This is a genomic window from Longimicrobiaceae bacterium (assembly GCA_036375715.1).
Classification (GTDB): domain Bacteria; phylum Gemmatimonadota; class Gemmatimonadetes; order Longimicrobiales; family Longimicrobiaceae; genus DASVBS01.
Genome location: DASVBS010000014.1, coordinates 1 through 18,469, shown reverse-complemented (window position 1 = coordinate 18,469; position 18,469 = coordinate 1). Strand labels below are relative to the sequence as shown.

The following is an 18,469-nucleotide window of genomic DNA, read 5'->3' as shown; positions in this document are numbered from 1 at the left end:
CGTACGGAAGCCCGGATCCACCGCGACCAGCTTCGTAAAGCTGCGGATCAGAAGGCCGGCGGCCGACAGGAGCATCACCGCGAGCGCGGTCTGCAGGACGACCAGCGAAGACCGCATGCGGCTTGCACCGCGTCCAGCCAGCCCGCCGCGACCACCCTCCCGCACGCCGCGAGCGAGCTCGCCACGGGTGACCTGATACGCCGGCACCAACCCGAAGACGAGGCCCGTAAAGGTCGCCAGTGCGGCCGTGAACGCCACCACGCGCCAGTCCACCCCCACCTCGTCCAGGCGTGGGATCCCTTCGGGCCGCAGCAGCAGCAGCGCCTCTACTCCCCAGACACTCAGCAGCAACCCTACCGCGCCAGCCAACAGCGCGACGACGAGGCTCTCGGTCAGGAGCTGCCGAACGAGCCGCCGGCGATCTGCGCCCAGCGCGGCCCGCACGGTCAGTTCGCTCTCCCGCGCCACCGCTCGGGCGAGCAGCAGGTTGGCGACGTTCCCACAAGCGATCAGCAGCACCAGTCCTACGGCGCCGAGCAGCACCAGCAGCGGGGCCTCGATCTCCCCCAGCAGCTCGTTACGCAGCGAGACCGCCCTGCCCCCGAAGCGTCCCTTGTCCGGGAATGCCTGCGCGATACGGCCCGCGATCGCCGCGAGGTCCGCCGAACCCTGCACGGGCGTGACGCCGGAATTGCGACGACCGATAACCGTGAGGTAGTACGATCCCCGGCTCTCGTCGCTCCTGAACTCCGGGCCGTACTCGAGCGGCGTCCAGAGCTCCCGCTCGCCGGGGTAGTCGAAGCCGCGAGGCATCACGCCGATCACCTCGTACGGCTGACCGTTCAGGCGGACCGTCCGGCCCACGACCTCCGGGCTCCCCCCGAAGCGCTCCTGCCAGAGGTCGTGCCCCAGCACTGCCACGTTGGTCTGCCCCGGATCGCTCTCCTCGGCGGCGAAGGTGCGGCCGACGAGGGGACGGACGCCCAGAAGGTCGAAGAAGTTGGCGCTCACCCAGGCGCCGTTCAGGCGTACCGGATCGCCTTCGCCGGTGAGGTTGGGAGACGAGTAGGTGAACGCCGCCAGGCTCTCGTAGGCGCGGCTCTCCTGCTGCATCTGCAGGAAGTCCGGCGGAGATACCTGGACGTCACCGAACCCCTCGATGGTGCTGTAGACGCGATCGAGCTGTTCGGGCTCCATGAACGGCAGCGGTCGCAGCAGAACCGCGTTGACGACGCTGAAGATGGCGCTGTTGGCCCCGATCCCCAGGGCGAGAGTGAGCACCGCGATCAGGGTGAAGCCGCGGTTCCGGGAGAGGGTGCGCGCGGCGTAGCGGAGGTCCTGCAGGAGAGTGTCCATGGGGGTGAGGGGGCCCAGGGGGAAGGCTCGTCCGGCGCTTCCGGTCGGTTGTGGCGAGCAGCGGACTAGCGGGCGCGGAGGGAAGCTGCGTACCAGGCACCCCCGGCGGAGACAAGTCAAGGCGGGACAACCGCTTGGGCTGTCGGGAGAGTAGATGAACTAAGGTGCGCGCTGTCCGGCCGCGGGAAGGCCGAATGCCAGAAACGGACACCTGCCGGCGTTCGCGGCACTCGCGCGGTGCCGCTGAGCTCATGGGATTCCCCTTCGTGTATCCGGGAGACGTGGTCGCCGAGCTGGGATTGTTCGTGGATGCCGGTACGGCCTCTCGCCCATGGACGCCCTGCGCACGGCGACCATTGATGCCGCGCGGCACCTCGGCCGGGAGAAGGAGCTCGGATCCGTCAGCGTCGGCAAGGTCGCCGACCTGGTCCTGCTGGACGCCAACCCGCTCGATGACATCGGCAACCTGGGCTCGGTCCACGCGGTGATTCTGAACGGGCGCCTACTCGAGCGAGCGGAGCTTGACGCCGCGCTCCCGACCTTCTGAGGGCGGCGTGGAACCGACCGCGTTCCGACTAGCTTTGCTTTCGGAATCGTACCGAACGCCGACTCAGCCGAGTCCACGCCGGAACCCCTCACGCCAGCTCCTGTAGACTGGCTCCCATCTCAGCTCACGCCTGGCCTTGGCATTTGACGCTCCCGACACCTCCGTACTCACGATGACCGCTGCCTCTCCCGCCGCGAGTCGGCCAAGCCATCGTGGCACCCGAAACGGAGGCCGGGCCCCGAGAGCGGCCGCGAGCTCGGGCAGCCACTCACGTACGGGCGCAGGTTCATCGTCGCAGATGTGGTAGATCCCCCGCTCCGCGCGGTCGATCGCGGCGACGGTGGCGCGTGCGGCATCCTCGACGTGGATGAACGACCAGATGCCCGCTCCGTTGCCGATGATCGGAAACCGGCGCTTACGGACCAACTCGGTGTGCGCGCCCGGAGGACGTCGCGACAACGTCGTTCCCGGTCCGTAGAAACCGCCGTACCGCAGGACGATCCCCACCGTCGAAGACGCTCCCGTCACGGCCGTCTCGAGGTATTGAAGCGCCTCGAATACACCCGCGAGGGCGCCCGCAAGTCGCGGGTCCAGCGGCTCGTCCTCCGGTACGATCAGCGGGCCGTGGGTCGCGGGAAGATAGCCACAGTAGCTCTGCGCGATGAATCGGGGGACCCCGACGGCCTGGCTTGCCGCGAGGAGAATGTCCGTGCCCTCGGTGCGCAGGCGGGAGGTCTGCGCAAAGTCACGGTGCAGGTTGCGCGGTGCCCCGAGGTGCGTGAGAGCCGTCATCTCGTGGACGACCACGTCCGGCTCCGCCGCGGCGACCGCACGATGGACGGCCTCCGCGTCGAAAGCATCGGCCACCACAGACCGAGCGCCGAGCTGCTCGATGACTCCGCGCCTCGACGCGGAGCGCGTCATGCCCGTCACCGTCTCGCCACGCTCCACCAGAAGGCGCACGAGTTCCCGACCGATGACTCCGGTGGCCCCTGCAACGAAAATGTTCACAGTCAACCTCGTTGGGAGAAATGGTACGTATTCCGATCTCAGGCACCTTCCAATTGACGGCCGCCCCCCTTGCGATGTGACACCATGAAATTCCCCGTAGGTCACCACGAAAGCACCGCGGTTGGAGGGTTTTTCGCTGGCCCGCGAGAATCAGACAATCTTGCCGATCGAAGCGCCGCGGGCCTCCCGAAAATGAGTGCCAGCCCGAACTGAAGCAGCCGGTTCGCCGGTATGTAGAGGGGTGCTCGATGGAGTGCGACTGGTGGAATGGCACCACCGGGCGGGGAAAAAAGAGAAACCCCGCAGCTGACGCTTGCGGGGTTCCTCGATACCGAATGCGCTCGACAGGATTCGAACCTGTGACCTTTGGCTCCGGAGGCCAACGCTCTATCCAGCTGAGCTACGAGCGCACGAACGGGTGGCGGAATAAGCCGAGTTCTGTCCCGCTTGCGGGGAGGATCATTTCTCTGCGAACGCCGTCTCCGGCGCCGTCAAGCGGCCTACCCGGGACTCGGACGGAGCGGGCAACTCCTCGTCCCTGCTTGGCCTTGCTCCGGGTGGGGTTTGCCGTGCCACTCCTGTTACCAGGAGCGCGGTGCGCTCTTACCGCACCCTTTCACCCTTGCCTGTGCCCCCTCGCGAGGGCCATCGGCGGTCTGCTCTCTGTTGCACTTTCCGTCGCCTTGCGACGCCCGGGCGTTACCCGGCACCCTGCCCTGCGGAGCTCGGACTTTCCTCGACACCCCGAAGGTGCCGCGATCCTCACTCGCCACCCGAGAAAAACAGCAATTACGAATTACCAATTACGAATTACCACACCCATTCCGTGTTCGTACTCCGGAGAGTAATTCGTAATTCGTAATTTCGTAATTCGCGCGCGGAGCGCGCGCGCAGTGCCCAGGAGAGGACTCGAACCTCCACGCCGTTTCCGGCACCAGATCCTTAGTCTGGCCTGTCTACCAGTTTCAGCACCTGGGCAGCCCTGCAAGGCAATTTTGAATTTTGAATTGAAAGGCGGCTAAGCGACCCACACTCAGCCGGCCAATTCAAAATTCAAAATTCTTAATTCAAAATTGCCGTCCGTAAGTGCTCCCGAGAGGACTCGAACCTCCACGGGCTTGCGCCCACTAGATCCTGAATCTAGCGCGTCTACCAGTTCCGCCACAGGAGCACGACTTCAACCTTCTCAGGTGCGCCCGGAGAGATTCGAACTCCCGGCCTTCTGATCCGTAGTCAGACGCTCTATCCAGCTGAGCTACGGGCGCACAAACCGGCATCCCTCCGCCGGGCTACCCTCGAGTGCACCGCGAAGGAATCGAACCTTCAACCTTGGGATTAAGAGTCCCCTGCTCTGCCAATTGAGCTAGCGGTGCATCCAGTCAAGATCTGAAAATTTAGAGGAGGTCGGGGGTGGTGTCAACCCCCGGCGCCCCCTCGGAAAGGAGGCTCGGCGCACGTCAGAAAGCCCCGTACCCGGTGATGTCCTGGCCCACGATCAGGGCGTGGATATCATCCGTTCCTTCATACGTATAGACGCTCTCCAGGTTCGCCATGTGACGCATGGCTTGATACTCCACGAGGATACCGTTTGCTCCCAGCAGACGCCGGGCCTCGCGCGCCACCTCGGTGGCCATGTTCACGTTGTTTCGCTTGGCCAGCGAGACCTGCTGCGGGCGCAGCTTCCCCGCGTCCTTGAGCCTCCCCAGCTGCACGCAGAGCAGCTGCGCCTTGGTGATCTCGGTCAGCATCTCCACCAGGCGCACCTGCTGGATCTGCTTGCCCGCGATGGGTCCGTCGAACTGCACCCGCGCCTGTGCGTAGCGGAGCGCCTCGTCGTAGCACGCCATCGCCGCCCCCACGGCGCCCCAGGCGATTCCGTAGCGGGCCTGGGTCAGGCACATCAGCGGACTCTTCAGCCCCCCGCTCCCCGGCAGCAGCGCCTCGTCCGGGACGTGCACCTCCTGCAGTGACAGCTCGGAGGTGTCGGAGGCCAGCAGGGACAGCTTCCCCTGCTGATCCCTCGCCGTGAACCCCGGAGAATCGGTCGGCACGATGAAGCCGCGGATCGACGACGGATCGTCCAGCTCGCCCGTCTTCGCCCAGATGATGGCGAGGTCGGCCATCGAGCCGTTGGTGATCCACATCTTCGCCCCGTTGATCACCCAGCCGTCGTCGGTCTTCCTCGCCCGGGTGACCATCCCCGCCGGGTTGGAGCCGAAATCCGGCTCGGTCAGGCCGAAGCAGCCAATCAGCTCGCCACGGGCCATCTTCGGCAGGTACTCGCGCTTCTGCTCTTCGCTGCCGAACGCGTAGATCGGGTACATGCAGAGCGCACCCTGCACCGAGGCGAAGGAGCGGATCCCGGAGTCTCCCCGCTCCAGCTCCTGCATGATCAGCCCGTAGGCAACGTTGTTCAACCCCGCGCAGCCGTACTCCTCCGGCAGATTGGCCCCGTAGATCCCCAGCTCCGCCATCCGCGGGATCAGCTCCCGCGGGAAGTGCCGCTCGACGTAGGCCTGCTGGATGACGGGGAGGACGTTGTCGTCTACCCACTCCCGCACCGTGTCCCGGATGAGGATCTCCTCTTCCGAGAGGAGGGATTCGGTGTCGAAGTAGTCCGGTGGGTTGAAGCTGGGCATACTGTTGAAAGGGAGTGAACGGAAATGCCGGGACGTTGCTTTGAGCGTTGTCGGCAACGCCCGGTGATCTTCCGGCACGAACCCCGCCTGTAGGGGCGCCCTACAGGCCGGTTCCGAGCCAGCGGCCGGCAAGCACGATCCCGCCTGCCACCCTTCTAGCTTCTAGCTTCTCGCTCCTAGCTTCTCACTCGATCGTTTTCCCCTCACTCTCCGGCGTTCCCGGGCGGAACCGCCGCCGGTCGAAGATGGCCCAGCCCAGAACGACGAAGCCCAGCACCGCCCAGAAAATGCCGTACAGGGAGAAGCCGTTATACAGGCTCCCCAACCCGTAGCCCAGCGCCAGACCGCCGATCGTCGCACCCACCACGTTCACCCACGGGGATTTGATGCCCGCCATCACTCACCTCTTCGCCCGGGGGCGCACCCCCCGACTCCGGATGACCTCGAAGGAGACCCGGCGCGCCAGCTTGTACAGCAGATAGTACACCGCCACCACGATCAGCACCCAGCCGAGCGCGAAGCGCGAGCCCGGCTCGATCACCGTCGCCACCCACAACCCGACGAGCAGCGATCCCAGGATCGCCAGGAGGCGCGCGATCAGGGTGGCGCGCCGCACCACGATGGCCCGACACTCCGCGCACCACCCACCCGGGTCCAGATCCACCGCGGGATGCTCCACGCCGCAGTTCTCGCAGCGCCTGGTGTCATAGGCCCCGGTCACAGCCTGCGGATGATCGCGTCGGTGAACTCGTCGGTGGAGGCGCTGCCGCCCAGATCGGGGGTGAGCGTCTCCCTCGCTCGGACCGTCTCCTCCAGCGCCTTACGGACGCGCTCGGCGTGCTCGCGCAGGCCGAGGTGCTCCAGCATCATCACCGCGGCGAGCAGGAGCGCCGACGGGTTGGCGATGTTACGGCCGACGATGTCAGGCGCGGAGCCGTGCACCGCCTCGAAGATCGCCGCGTTGGTCCCGATGTTCCCGCCCGGCGCCAGCCCCAGACCTCCGACCAGCCCGGCGATCTCGTCGGAGAGGATGTCCCCGAACATGTTCTCGCAGACGATGACGTCGAAGCGGTAGGGGTCCATCACCAGCATCATCGCCGTGGCGTCGATGATGCGATCCTCGAACTCCACCCGCCCCTCGTACTCGCGCGCCATCTCCCGGCCCACGTCGAGGAAGAGCCCCTGGGTGTACTTGAGGATGTTCGCCTTGTGGGCCAGCGTGACCTTCTTCCGCCCGTGCGCCACGGCGTACTCGAAGGCGTACCGCAGGATGCGCGTGGCCCCAAAGCGGGTGACGATCATCACGGACTCGGCCGCCGCGCGCGGATCGTCCCCGATCCCCACATAGTGCTCGACCCCGCTGTAGAGCCCCTCGGTGTTCTCGCGGATGAGTACGAGGTCGATGTTGTCGTACCTGTAGTCCGGCAGGATCGTGCGCGCTGGCCGCACGTTGGCGTAGAGGTCGAACTCCTTGCGCAGCGCCACGTTGATCGAGCGGAAGCCGACCCCCACGGGCGTCGTCAACGGACCCTTCAGCGCCACCCGGTTGCGCCGGATCGAATCGATGCAAGCCTGCGGGAGCGGCGTGTTCTCCGCGTCGAGCGCCGCCATGCCCGCGACCTGCCGGTCCCACGCGATCGGCGCCCCCGCCGCCTCCAGCACCCGCACCACCGCCTCCGTGATATCAGGCCCGATGCCGTCGCCGGGAATGAGGGTGACGGGGAGCGGCCGGGAATGAGAAGAAGAATTTTTGAATTCCATTCTTCGGAAAATCTGCAGGGATCGGGCCGGCGGAAGAAGCCAGGAGCCAGAAGCTAGAAGCTAGAATTCCATTCCTCGGCTTCTCGATACGAAGAGCGTCTCTGCTGTGTAAGAATGCCCCTCGCCGCCGCTGGGAAGCCCGAAGATGAGAATTCTAGCTTCTAGCTTCTAACTTCTAGCTTCTTCACAACACATGCCCCCCATCCACCGGCACCACCGCTCCCGTAATGTGCCTCGCCAGCTCGGAGCACAGGAACACCACCACGTTGGCTACGTCCTGGGGGTCGCCCAGGCGGCCCAGGGCGGAGCGCTCGCGCGCGCGGTCGAGGACCTCGGGGGGGACGTCGTGGGTCAGGCGGGTGGTGCGGATGTAGCCCGGCGCCACGGCGTTCACGTTCACATTGCTGGGGCCCAGCTCCACGGCCGCGGCGCGGGTGAGCGCCAGCAGTCCCGCCTTGGAGGCGGAATAGTTCGCGATCCCGAACTCGCCGCGCAAGGCGTGCACGGACGCCACGTTCACCACCTTTCCATCGCGCTGGGAGCGCAGAATCGGGGTGACCGCCCGCAGCATGTAGAAGGCCCCGGTCAGGTTGGTGTCCAGGACCTCTTTCCACTGCTCGTCGGTCATCATCCACAGAGCGCGATCGTGCGCCACGCCGGCGTTGTTGACCAGGATGTGCACCCCGCCCAGGATGCGCCGCGTGCGGTCCACGAAGCCTCGCACGGCGTCGGGGTCGCGCACGTCGCACTCCTCGGAGTGCACGCGCACCTCGAGCTGCGCGATCTCGCCGGCGGTCTGCTTGGCCTGCTCGCGGATCTCCTCGGCGTCCGTGCCGGTCGCCAGGAAGTTGAACGCGATGTGTACCCCCTGGCGGGCCAGCTCCAGGCAGATGGCGCGCCCGATGCCGGTCGCGCCGCCGGTGACGATGGCGCAGCGGCCGCGTAGTGAGCCGTCCTGCTGGAGTGGTGAGGGGGAGGGCTCCTCGACGACCTGCTCGAGCAGCCGCTGGACGGGGTCCTCGACGGAAGGAGGTTGAGGGGAGGGCTGACGCATCGCTGCTGCGGGTCCGGGGTTCCCCGACGGCGCGTCGCGCCGTCGGTCAATCGGGCGGAGACGCCTCCTGGCTCACGCGGCGCTCCGCCTGGTGTTTGATCGTACGGCCTTCCACCAGGAAGACCACGTCCTCGGCGATGTTGGTCGCCAGGTCCGCGATCCGCTCGAGATTACGGCCCACCAGGAACAGCTCCATCGCGGGCCCGATCCGCCGCGGATCCTCCATCATGTGCGTCAGGAGGACGCGGAAGAGCGACTCGTGCAGCGCGTCAACCTGGTCGTCCCGCTGGCAAACGGCCCTGGCGCCCTCGGCGTCGCTCCGCACGAAATCGTCCAGCGCATCCGAGAGCATCTCGCTGGCGTGGCGGGCCATCTCCTCAACCTCGGGAAACTGCGAAAATGGCGGCCTTTGCGAAAGACGCTGCACGGCCTGGGCGATGTTCACGGCGTGGTCGCCCACCCGCTCCAGGTCGTTGGCGATCTTCATTGCCATGGTGATCAGCCGCAGATCGCGGGCGAGGGGTTGTTGCAGCGCCAGGAGGTGGACGCATGCGTCGTCCACTTCCATCTCCATCGCGTCGAGCTCGCGATCCGCCAGGATCACCGCCTCAGCCCGAATCGGATCCTGCTCCCTGAAGGCCTCCATCGAGGTGCGTACCTGCTCCTCCGCCAGACCCGACATTTCCAGCAGGAGCTTCTTCAACTGCGCCAGCTCCTCGTGGAAGTGGCGCGGCGCTGTGGCCGCGCTCATCCGAACCTCCCGGTGATGTAGGCCTCGGTCTGCTCCTCGCGTGGATTGGTGAACATGTCGTCGGTCCGTCCGACCTCCACCAGGCGCCCGAGATAGAAGAACGCGGTGTAGTCCGAAACCCGGGCGGCCTGCTGCATGTTGTGCGTGACGATTACGATCGTGTAGCGCTCCTTCAGCTCATAGATGAGCTCCTCGATGCGCTGGGTGGCGATCGGATCGAGCGCGCTCGCCGGCTCGTCCATCAACAGCACCTCGGGGTTCACCGCCAGCGCCCGCGCAATGCAGAGCCGCTGCTGCTGCCCACCGGAGAGGCCCAGGGCGCTGCGGTGCAGCCGATCCTTGACCTCGTCCCAGAGGGCCGCGCCCCGCAGCGACCGCTCCACGATGTCGTTCAGCGCCTGGCGGTTGCGGGCCAGCCCGTTTACCCGCGCGCCGTAGGCGACGTTGTCGTAGATCGACTTGGGGAAGGGATTGGACTTCTGGAAGACCATCCCTACCCGCCTGCGCAGCGCCACCACGTCCTGGTCGGGTGCGTAGACCGATCTCCCGTTCAGCAGGATCTCACCCTCGTGCCGGATCCCGGGGATGAGGTCGTTCATGCGGTTGATGGACCGCAGGAAGGTCGACTTGCCGCACCCCGAGGGGCCGATCAGCGCGGTCACCCGGTGCTCGGGGATCGCCAGGTCGATCCCGTGCAGTGCCTGCGTCTGCCCATAGAAGAAGGAGAAGCCCCTCGCCTCCACCAGCGGCCGCGGGGGCGGCTGGACCTCGCGCGTCACCGCACCCGCCCGGCGAGCGGTCGTCGTCCCGCGGCGAGCGGTCACCGGCTCTGGATGACTTTTCATTTGGGTTTCCACCATGTCCTACTGCTCCCGGTAAGGACTACGGATCAGATATCGCGCGCTCAGGTTGACGATGAGCACCAGCCCGATGAGCACGAGCGCGCCCGCCCAGGCCTGCCGGTGCCAGTCCTCGTACGGCGCGATGGCGTACTGGAAGATCTGGAGCGGTAACGCCGCCACCGGCTGATCGGGGCGCCACGACCAGAAGGGGTTGCCGAAAGCGGTGAAGAGGAGCGGCGCCGTCTCACCCGCGACGCGCGCGAGCGCCACCAGGATTCCGGTGAGGATGCCGCTCTTCGCCGCGGGTAGCACGATGCCGATGGTCGTTCGCCAGCGGGTGAGACCCAGCGCCAATCCGCCCTCGCGCAGCTCGCGCGGGACCAGTCGGATCATCTCCTCCGTGGTGCGTGTGACCATCGGCACCAGCATCACCGCCAGGGCCACGGAGCCGGCGAAGAGCGAGAAGTGGCCCATCGACACCACCAGCCAGGCCCAGACGAAGATTCCCACCACGATCGAGGGGATGCCGTTCATCACGTCGGCGACGAAGCGAACCGCTGTCGCCAGCCGGCCCTCCCCCGCCTCCGCCAGGAAGACGCCCGCGCCCAGGGCGACCGGCAGGCCGAGCAAGCCGGCAAACAGCACCAGCTCCAGTGTGCCCAGGATCGCGTTGCCCACTCCTCCGCCGGCCTGCCCCACGGGCGCCGGCACCTCGGTGAAGAAGTCCAGGTTCAGCGAGCCGAACCCCGCTTCCAGCAGGTAGAAGAAGATCAGGAGGAGCGGGATGATGGTGACCACGGTCGCGACGCCGGTGAGCGTCAGCATCAGCGCGTTCACCACGCGCCGGCGCCGCTCTCGCAGAGGCGATCGGGCTATCCCTCCCCGGCTCTCACCCCGCGCGCGCCGACTGAGCCGTACCATTTCAGCTCCCTCCCCGGCGCCCGGCACGCCAGACCAGAAAGCGCGCCACCGAGTTCACGACGATGGTGATGCCGAAGAGCAGCAGCCCGATCTCCATCAGCGCGGCCAGGTAGAGCTCGCCCGACGCCTCGGCAAACTCGTTGGCCAACACGCTGGCCATGGAGTAGCCCGGATCGAAGATCGAGTCGGGCAGGTCAGGGGTGTTCCCGATCACCATGGTGATCGCCATGGTCTCCCCCAGCGCCCTTCCCAGTCCCAGGATGGTGGCGCCGATGATCCCCGGCAGCGCGTAGGGAAGCGCCACCTGCCAGGTCATCTCCCAGCGGGTAGCGCCGAGTGCGAGTGCTGCCTCTCGCTGCGCCCGCGGCACGGCCGCCAGCACCTCACGCGAGACCGCGGAGATGAAGGGAATGATCATGATCGCGAGGATCACCCCGCCGGCCAGGATGCTCGGGCCGAAAGCCGGACCGCTCAGCCAGCTGATGCGAGCCCCGACCGCGCCGATCACCGGCTTCATGATCCCCTCGCGTAGCCAGGGGACCAGCACGAACAATCCCCAGAGCCCGTAGACGACGCTGGGGATCGCCGCCAGCAGCTCGGTGGCGAAGGCGATGGGGCCGGCGAGCCAGCGGGGCGCCAGCTCGGTGAGGAAGATGGCCAGCCCGACCGAGAGCGGTACCGCGAGCAGGAGGGCGATCGCCGAGGTGAGGAGCGTACCGACGATGAACGGCAGCGCCCCGAACTCACCCGCGACCGGGTTCCACTCCGAGCCGACGACGAAGCCCCAGCCAAAGGTCTGGGCGGCAGGCCATGCCGCCACACCCACCCGGTAGAGGATGAAGCCGAACAGGACCGGGATGGCCAGACCGAAGAGGAGGAGGACCATCCCGTACGCGGTATCGGCCGCGTTGCCCCGCGCCCAGACGGGGAGTAAGCGTCGCAGGCTGGCGACGCCCGCCCCTCCACCGGCGCCGCCTGCACTCGCAACGGAGCCCTGCTGGCTCATGAGCCGCTAGCGATCGGCTTCGCGTCGGGCCCGCAGGTGATCGCATCCAGACGAGCGAGCGCCTCTCGCTCCACGGACGCGGGGAGCGGCGCGTATCCGAGCGATTCGGCTGTCGCGTCGCCCTGCGTCAACATCCAGCGGACCAGCTCCACCACCGCCTGACCGCGCGCGCAATCGGTGAAGTTCGGCGGGAGCAGCAGGTACGTCCACGTGGTGATGGGGTAGCTCTGCGGCCCCTCGGCGTTCACCAGCGAGAGCGTCAGGTCGCCACCCGGCCGTAGCGATTCGGCCGCCCCGGCCGCGGCGGCCATCGCCCCCTGCACCGAAGGCGTCACGAACTCGCCGGCGCTGTTCCGGATGGCGGCGGTGGGCAGGTTGTTCTGTTCGGCGTAGACCTGCTCGACGTAACCGATCGCTCCGACCGCCTGCTTGAGCTGGCCGGTGACACCCTCGTTCCCCTTTGCCCCCAGGCCGGTCGGCCAGTTCACCGACTTGCCCACCCCGACGCGGTGTAGCCAGGCCGGGTTCACCGCCGCCAGGTATTCAGTGAAGACGAAGGTGGTACCGCTGCCGTCGCTGCGTCGGACGACCAGGATGTCCTCGGCGGGGAGTTCCAGACCGGGGTTCAACTCCCGGATCCGCGGATCGTTCCAGCGGGTGACCTGGCCCAGGAAGATGTCCGCCAGCAGCTCGCCCGTAAGGCGGATCGGTTGGCCTACCGAAGGAAGGTTGTAGGCCACCGCCACCGCCCCGATGACGGTGGGGATGTGCACCGTGCCCGGCGCGGCGGCCAGCTCCTCCTCCGTCATTGGCGCGTCCGAGGCGCCGAAGTCCACCGTCTTCTCGGTGAGTTGCCGGATGCCGCCGCCCGAGCCGATCGACTGGTAGTTCACCCGCACGCCGGTCTGGGCGGCGTAGTCACTGAACCAGCGGGAGTAGATGGGATAGGGGAAGGTCGCCCCCGCCCCGGTCAGCGAGACGGCGCCGCCCGCCGATTGCCGCTGCGCCATCTCCCCCGGCGTCGCTTCACCCCCATCCCCCCCGCAAGCGCCGAGAACGACTGCCCCCGCCGCCGTCGCGACCCACCTCGTCCAGGTTCGATTCATCAGGCGTCTCTCGTTGTAGGTCTGCTTCGAGCCGCCGAATCATACGCGAGGCGTGTAACGGATCGGTCACGACGCTGAGACGGGGAGGTAAAAGGGGGGGAGGCGGAGGGTTAGTGGGAGAAATTACGAATTACGAATTACGAATTACGAATTTTAAATGCGCTGTCGTCATCCTGAGCGCCACCGAAGATCGCGGGCAAGCACTGTATTGGAATGCGATCCTTCGCTTCGCTCAGGATGGCAAATTCGTAATTCGTAATTCGTAATTCGTAATCCGTAGTCCGTAATTCCCGCCTAGAAGGCGACTTGCATCTGCATCTTGAAGCTTCCCTCGGTGTCGTCGGACGCGTCGCCGAGGAGAACGAAGTCGTAGTTCACCATCAGGCGGTTCCGGCCGCCGAAGTAGACGTTGAAGCCGGGGGTCAGCAGGGTGGTCTCGCCGGCCTCGTCGACGTCGCCGTAGCTGGCGCGGAAGATCGGCTCGAAGGCGGACACCACGGGCGAGATCTCCTCGGAGCGCCAGGCGACCCAGCCGTGGGCCCCAAAGAAGTCCTGTCCGAGGCTGGGGTTGGCGTCGCCGAAGGAGATCTCGCCCAGCAGGTGGAGTCCCGGATCGTAGGTCCCCACCTCCGCATCCAGCTCGAAGGCGTGGCCGCGAACGAACGGATCGGACTCGTTCACCGGCACATCCAGGAAGTGGCGGCTGCTCCATCCGGCGCCCACGCGGACGATCTCGCTGGGCTGGATGGTGAATCGCGCCGCGTACTGGTAGCTGTCGTCGATGTTCGAAGCCCCGTGCAGCGGCCCCCGGAAGATTCCCGCCTGATACCTGAAGCCCAGGGGCAGAAAATCGGGCTCTCCCATGACCTGGACGCCGATGTCGCGATCGCTGTACTCCAGCTCGTTGAGGATCGCGTACTCGTCCATCGCCTCCAGGCCGCGTACCCGCAGTCCACGCTCGATCGGCAGGATCCGGGTGGAGCTGGTCTGCTCGAGCAGCCCGAAGGGCTTGTAGGCCTGGCCTACGAGGAGCTGGAACTGCGGGGAGAAGTTGAGCTTGGCGTAGACGTCCTTGAGGGTGACCTCGTTCCCGGCGAAATCGGGATCGATGCTCGCGCTCACCAGGTCGTTCACCGTCACGTCGAGCTCGATGCGCGCGCGGCGCAGGATCATCTCCGAAGGTGCCTCGCTCGCAATGGTGGTGGTATTGAACTGGGTCTGAACCCGCCCTCCAATGTCGATCTCGATCGCCTCGGACCCGATGATCACGTCAGTGTCCTGGGCATCGGCCGGGCTCCCGCCGGCGAACGTCAGCACCGCACCCGCTACCATCACCATCAAAGGTCGCCGAATCATTCGTGCTCTCCGATCGTCACGGATTGATGTCTGGAAAACGGCGAATCTTTCACCCCGGGCTCGCGGACACAACCACACACGCAGAGGTTGTCACAGTGGACGCGGAGAACACCTTTCCCCTTTTCACTTCATTGCCCGAGTGAATGCCGGACTTTCACAATAGCCTGAGTGAATCCCGGACTCCCACACTCTCCTCCGTGACCTCGTAGTCGGTCCGGGGCTATCCAGGACCTCACTCCCGGGCCCTCTCTGTGCCGTCCTCTGCGTTCTCCGCGGTTTCGCGCTCAGTCCTCCGCCGGCAGCGTGAACCTTATCGTGGTCCCCTCCCCGAGCGTGCTCTCCGCCTCGATGGTCCCGCCGTGCGCCTCCACCAGGTGCTTGACGATGGAGAGGCCGAGCCCGGTGCCGCCTTCCTCGCGCGAGCGCGCCGCATCGACGCGGTAGAAGCGCTCGAAGATCCGCGGCAGGTGGGCAGCCGGGATCCCGCTGCCTGTATCCGCCACCTCGATACTCACCCATCGACCCCGCTCGCTCTCGCCCTCCCCTCCGCCTCTGGAAGTACGCACCTCCACCCTTCCCCCTTCGGGCGTGTACCGCAGGGCGTTGCTGAAGAGGTTGATGAAGATCTGCCGCAGCGCCGCCGGGTCGCAGTGGGCGCGCGCCGCACCCTCCTCCAGCGCCACCTCGAATTCCACCTTCCCCTCGGTCGCCCGGATGCACTCGCGCCAGGCTTCGCGTGCCAGCGGCTCGATCTCCACGACCACGCGGCGTGGCACCCAACCGCCGCTCTCGATGCGAGAGAGGTCCAGCAGGTCATCGACGATGCGCTGCAGCCGCGCGGCGTTGGCGTGGACGACCGCCGCGAAACGCTGCACCAGCTCGGGCGGCAGCCCGGGATCCTGCAGGGTCTCGCTGTAGCCCCGGATCGCGGTCAGCGGCGTCTTCAGCTCGTGGGAGGCATTGGCGACGAAGTCCCGCCGCACCCCCTCCAGGCGGCGTAGCTCCGAAACGTCCAGGATCACCAGCACCGCGCCCCCGTCGGGGAGGGGCTGCGCGGTGGCGAGCAGCGCGCGCTCCTCTCCGGTCAGCTCGGTCAGGGGAACGCGCTCGCCCGCGAGCGCCCGCCGCACGATGCCCAGGAACTCGGGGCGCCGCGACACAGTCTCGGGGGTGGTGACGGGAATCCGCTCGGGGAGCGAGAACATCTGCTGGGCGGCGGGGTTGGCGCTGCGCACGGTACCGTCCGGGCCCAGCTCGATGACCCCTTCCGCCATGACGTCGATGAGAACTCGAGTGCGCGCCCGCTGCTCCTCGAGGTCGGCCACGCGGCGCTGCAACTCGGCGGCGAGCGCGTCCAGGGCACGCGCCACCTCTCCGAACTCGTCGCGGCGCTGCTCGTTGAGGCGCACGGAGAGGTCGCCCGCCGCCATCGCTCGTGCGGCCCCCTGCATCCGCCGCAGCGGCCGCGTGACCGCGACGCTGAAGGCGAAGGAGAAAATCGCGGCTAGCACGATCGCGATTACACCCACCACCAGCACCCCGCGCTGCAGAGCTGCGATCGGTCGGTCGACCAGGGTGAGCGGGAAGGCGAGGCGCACGACCTCGCCCCCCTGAGTGCGCCCAGCCACGTACAGCATCCTCTCCCCCACCGTCGGGCTGCGGCGGATGATCCTCCCCCGGCCGGTCTGCAGGGCGTCCCGCACCTCCGGCCGGTTTGCGTGGTTGTCCATCTCCGCCAGCGCCGCCCCATCCGCGCGGGACTCGCCGATCACGGTGCCGTCGGCGGCGATGATGGTGGCGCGGCGGCCGGTGAGGACGGCGACACGGTCGGCGACAGAGTCTGCACCGGTAGGGCCTGCGTCGCGGTAGAGTTCCGCCGCCAGGTCCAGCTCGCGCACCAGGTCCTGCTCGACCAGATCGAGCAGCTCGCGATTCAACAGCCGGTCGATCCCGAGAAGCAGCGCGCCGACCAGCCCCAGGATGAGGACGAGGTAGGAGAGAAAGAGCCGCTGGTCGGCGCGGAGGTTCATCCCGGTTCTCCCGGCGGCTCGGTACGGAAGCGGTATCCGAAGCCGCGGACGGTTTCGATCCACCTCGCGGCGTCGCCCACTTTCGACCGGAGCCGCTGCACGTGCATGTCGACGGTCCGGGTGGTGATGTTCGCGGTCACTCCCCAGACCGCCTGCAGGAGTTGCCGGCGGCTCTGTACCCGCCCGCGGCGCTCCATCAGGGTCTCCAGCAGGCGGAACTCCGTCGGGGTCAGTTGGAGATCGCGCCCGTCGACCTGGGCTCGCGCCGCCTCCGAGTGCAGGGTGAACGGCCCGACCTTGAGCACTCTGCCTTCGGACGGGCTGGGCGGCTCCTGGCGGACGCGGCGCAGCACCGCCTCGACGCGCAGGACCAGCTCCTGAGGAGAGAACGGCTTGGAGACGTAATCGTCGGCGCCGCGCCTGAAGCCCTCCACCCGGTCCGCCTCGTCTCGCCGGGCGGTGAGGAGGATCACGGGAAGCTCGCGCCACTCCTCCCGACGGCGGATCTCGGCCAGCACGTCCAGCCCGGAGATCCCCGGGAGCATCAGGTCGAGCACCACCAGATCGGGGAGCTCCCGCCCGATGGCCTCGAGCGCCTCGGTTCCGCTGGTAGCGGTCCGCACGCGATACGACTCACGGGCGAGCTGGTAGGCCACCAGCGCGGAGATATCCGGTTCGTCGTCGACTACCAGGATGCTGGCGCTCATTGCAGCCACCTCGAGCAAAATGTAGGTATATCGCGCGCGGCGCGGCCGAAATTGGCCCCCCTCGAGCGGTCGCCGCAAGCCTGGGGAGGCGGTCGGTCGGAGCGGTTATTGCAGCCTTCGAAGATAGATGGGGGGCAGGGCGGTCGGCTTCTCGCGCCGCACGAGGAGGACGCGGAGTGAATCGCTTTCGTGATCGGACCGAGGCCGGCAGAATGCTCGGTGAGCGGCTACGGCGCCGTCTCGCGGGCCATAGCAACGTCCTCGTGCTCGCGCTCCCGCGAGGGGGCGTACCGGTCGGATTCGAGGTGGCGCGGGCGCTCGGCGCACCCCTCGACCTCTTCCTGGTTCGCAAGCTGGGCGTGCCCGGCCAGGAGGAGCTGGCGATGGGCGCGATCGCGGAGGGAGGAGTGCGGATCCTCAATCACGCCGTGCTGGATATCGTCGACGTCGAGGACGAGGAGATCGAGAGAGTGGCGGCTCGGGAGGAGGCCGAGCTACGGCGTCGCGCCACGGAGTACCGGGGAGAGCGCGCGGAACCGGAGGTCCGCGGTCGAACGGTGGTGCTGGTGGACGACGGCCTGGCGACTGGCTCTACCATGCGCGCCGCCGCCGCGGCCATCCGCCAGCGTGGCCCGGCGGAGCTGATCGTAGCGGTGCCGGTCGCGGCCCGGGAGACGTGCGACCTGCTCGAGCGCGAGGTCGACGCCGTCGAGTGCCTGCGCACCCCGGAGCCCTTCCACGCGGTGGGCATCTGGTACGATCGCTTCGACCAGACGAGCGACGAGGAAGTCCGGCAGCTACTCGCCCGCGCGTGGTCCGGAGAAGTCGGGCCGCCGCCGGAATCGCATGCTTCATCAGGAGGTCAACGATGACGTCGAGACGAATCAGGGTCGAGGGAGGGGATCCCGGTCTGTTCGTGCTGGGGATGATGGTGGGGGCCGGATTGATGTACTACCTGGACCCCGATCGGGGTCGCCGCCGACGGGCGCTCCTGCGCGACCGGCTGATCCACCGCGCGCACGAGGCCGAGGATCTCGGTGAGGCCGCCGCCTCCTCCGCCCGTCACCTGCGCAACCGGGCGCGCGGCATCATGGCGGAGACGCGTTCGCGCTTCCACGATGCCCGCGTGGAGGACGCGGTACTGGAGGGACGCCTGCGCGCCGAGCTGGGCCGCCTGGTGCACCCCGTCGGCGACATCCGCGCGGAGGTAATGGACGGCGTCGTGCGCCTCACCGGCACGGTGAACCCCGAGGACGAGGAGCGGATCGTCACCGGACTGCGCAAGGTGCCGGGGGTGAAATCGCTACATAATCAGCTGAGGCACCGGACGGAGGCGCTGAGATAGGCGGGGGATTTGATACGAATTACGAATTACGAATTAC

General features: G+C 67.3%; 18 protein-coding genes, 5 tRNA genes and 1 other RNA gene. 3 read left to right on the top strand and 21 right to left on the bottom strand.

Going from position 1 to position 18,469, the window contains the following annotated elements:
• On the bottom strand, positions 1–1,356 hold a 1,356-nt coding region (locus VF167_02420), incomplete at its 3' end, for an ABC transporter permease (protein ID HEX6924251.1).
• A gap of 256 nt (positions 1,357–1,612) precedes the next feature.
• Here VF167_02420 and VF167_02415 point away from each other — a divergent pair.
• Positions 1,613–1,903, top strand: coding sequence for an amidohydrolase family protein (locus tag VF167_02415; protein ID HEX6924250.1), 291 nt, complete (start codon positions 1,613–1,615; stop codon positions 1,901–1,903).
• Between the two features lie 63 nt (positions 1,904–1,966).
• Here the strand turns inward: VF167_02415 and VF167_02410 are convergent, their stop codons facing one another.
• From VF167_02410 to VF167_02315, 20 genes are all read right to left on the bottom strand, one after another.
• Entirely contained in the window at positions 1,967–2,914 is a 948-nt protein-coding gene (locus VF167_02410; GenBank protein ID HEX6924249.1) for an NAD(P)-dependent oxidoreductase, read from the bottom strand.
• Positions 2,915–3,250: 336 nt separating this feature from the next.
• Positions 3,251–3,324, bottom strand: a tRNA-Arg gene (locus tag VF167_02405).
• Between the two features lies 1 nt (position 3,325).
• Positions 3,326–3,690: RNase P RNA component class A (rnpB, locus tag VF167_02400), an RNA gene on the bottom strand.
• A 118-nt stretch (positions 3,691–3,808) separates the two neighbouring features.
• A tRNA-Leu gene (locus tag VF167_02395) sits at positions 3,809–3,892 on the bottom strand.
• Positions 3,893–4,001: 109 nt separating this feature from the next.
• Positions 4,002–4,085, bottom strand: a tRNA-Leu gene (locus VF167_02390).
• A 20-nt stretch (positions 4,086–4,105) separates the two neighbouring features.
• Positions 4,106–4,179, bottom strand: a tRNA-Arg gene (locus VF167_02385).
• 35 nt (positions 4,180–4,214) lie between these two features.
• Positions 4,215–4,287 (bottom strand) — tRNA-Lys (locus tag VF167_02380).
• Between the two features lie 84 nt (positions 4,288–4,371).
• A complete protein-coding gene (locus VF167_02375; protein ID HEX6924248.1) occupies positions 4,372–5,553 on the bottom strand; it encodes an acyl-CoA dehydrogenase family protein in 1,182 nt (393 codons plus the stop codon).
• A 184-nt stretch (positions 5,554–5,737) separates the two neighbouring features.
• Positions 5,738–5,950 (bottom strand): hypothetical protein, encoded by a 213-nt coding sequence (locus VF167_02370; GenBank protein HEX6924247.1) that lies wholly within the window; start codon positions 5,948–5,950, stop codon positions 5,738–5,740.
• A gap of 3 nt (positions 5,951–5,953) precedes the next feature.
• Positions 5,954–6,232, bottom strand: coding sequence for a hypothetical protein (locus VF167_02365; protein ID HEX6924246.1), 279 nt, complete (start codon positions 6,230–6,232; stop codon positions 5,954–5,956).
• A 38-nt stretch (positions 6,233–6,270) separates the two neighbouring features.
• Positions 6,271–7,314 carry an isocitrate/isopropylmalate family dehydrogenase gene (locus VF167_02360; GenBank protein HEX6924245.1) on the bottom strand — a complete coding sequence of 348 codons (1,044 nt, stop codon included), beginning with the start codon at positions 7,312–7,314 and terminating at the stop codon, positions 6,271–6,273.
• 184 nt (positions 7,315–7,498) lie between these two features.
• The gene (fabG, locus tag VF167_02355) at positions 7,499–8,368 is read right to left on the bottom strand and encodes a 3-oxoacyl-ACP reductase FabG (protein ID HEX6924244.1); all 870 of its coding nucleotides are present in this window, start codon (positions 8,366–8,368) and stop codon (positions 7,499–7,501) included.
• Between the two features lie 46 nt (positions 8,369–8,414).
• The gene (gene phoU, locus VF167_02350) at positions 8,415–9,119 is read right to left on the bottom strand and encodes a phosphate signaling complex protein PhoU (GenBank protein HEX6924243.1); all 705 of its coding nucleotides are present in this window, start codon (positions 9,117–9,119) and stop codon (positions 8,415–8,417) included.
• A complete protein-coding gene (gene pstB / locus VF167_02345; GenBank protein HEX6924242.1) occupies positions 9,116–9,964 on the bottom strand; it encodes a phosphate ABC transporter ATP-binding protein PstB in 849 nt (282 codons plus the stop codon). The genes phoU and pstB overlap by 4 nt, the downstream gene beginning before the upstream one ends.
• Positions 9,965–9,982: 18 nt before the next feature.
• On the bottom strand, positions 9,983–10,882 hold the full coding sequence (pstA, locus tag VF167_02340) for a phosphate ABC transporter permease PstA (protein ID HEX6924241.1): 900 nt from the start codon (positions 10,880–10,882) through the stop codon (positions 9,983–9,985).
• Between the two features lies 1 nt (position 10,883).
• A complete protein-coding gene (gene pstC / locus VF167_02335; GenBank protein ID HEX6924240.1) occupies positions 10,884–11,888 on the bottom strand; it encodes a phosphate ABC transporter permease subunit PstC in 1,005 nt (334 codons plus the stop codon).
• A complete protein-coding gene (gene pstS, locus VF167_02330) occupies positions 11,885–12,994 on the bottom strand; it encodes a phosphate ABC transporter substrate-binding protein PstS (protein HEX6924239.1) in 1,110 nt (369 codons plus the stop codon). Before pstS ends, pstC begins: the two co-directional genes overlap by 4 nt.
• A gap of 294 nt (positions 12,995–13,288) precedes the next feature.
• On the bottom strand, positions 13,289–14,350 hold the full coding sequence (locus tag VF167_02325; GenBank protein ID HEX6924238.1) for a porin: 1,062 nt from the start codon (positions 14,348–14,350) through the stop codon (positions 13,289–13,291).
• A 284-nt stretch (positions 14,351–14,634) separates the two neighbouring features.
• On the bottom strand, positions 14,635–16,380 hold the full coding sequence (locus tag VF167_02320; GenBank protein ID HEX6924237.1) for an ATP-binding protein: 1,746 nt from the start codon (positions 16,378–16,380) through the stop codon (positions 14,635–14,637).
• Entirely contained in the window at positions 16,377–17,087 is a 711-nt protein-coding gene (locus VF167_02315) for a response regulator transcription factor (GenBank protein ID HEX6924236.1), read from the bottom strand. Before VF167_02315 ends, VF167_02320 begins: the two co-directional genes overlap by 4 nt.
• A 176-nt stretch (positions 17,088–17,263) precedes the next feature.
• On the opposite strand from VF167_02315, the gene VF167_02310 reads away from it, so the two are divergent.
• Both VF167_02310 and VF167_02305 read left to right on the top strand, forming a co-directional pair.
• Positions 17,264–17,959 (top strand): phosphoribosyltransferase, encoded by a 696-nt coding sequence (locus VF167_02310; protein HEX6924235.1) that lies wholly within the window; start codon positions 17,264–17,266, stop codon positions 17,957–17,959.
• Entirely contained in the window at positions 17,956–18,432 is a 477-nt protein-coding gene (locus VF167_02305) for a BON domain-containing protein (protein ID HEX6924234.1), read from the top strand. Before VF167_02310 ends, VF167_02305 begins: the two co-directional genes overlap by 4 nt.
• Positions 18,433–18,469: the final 37 nt, after the last annotated feature.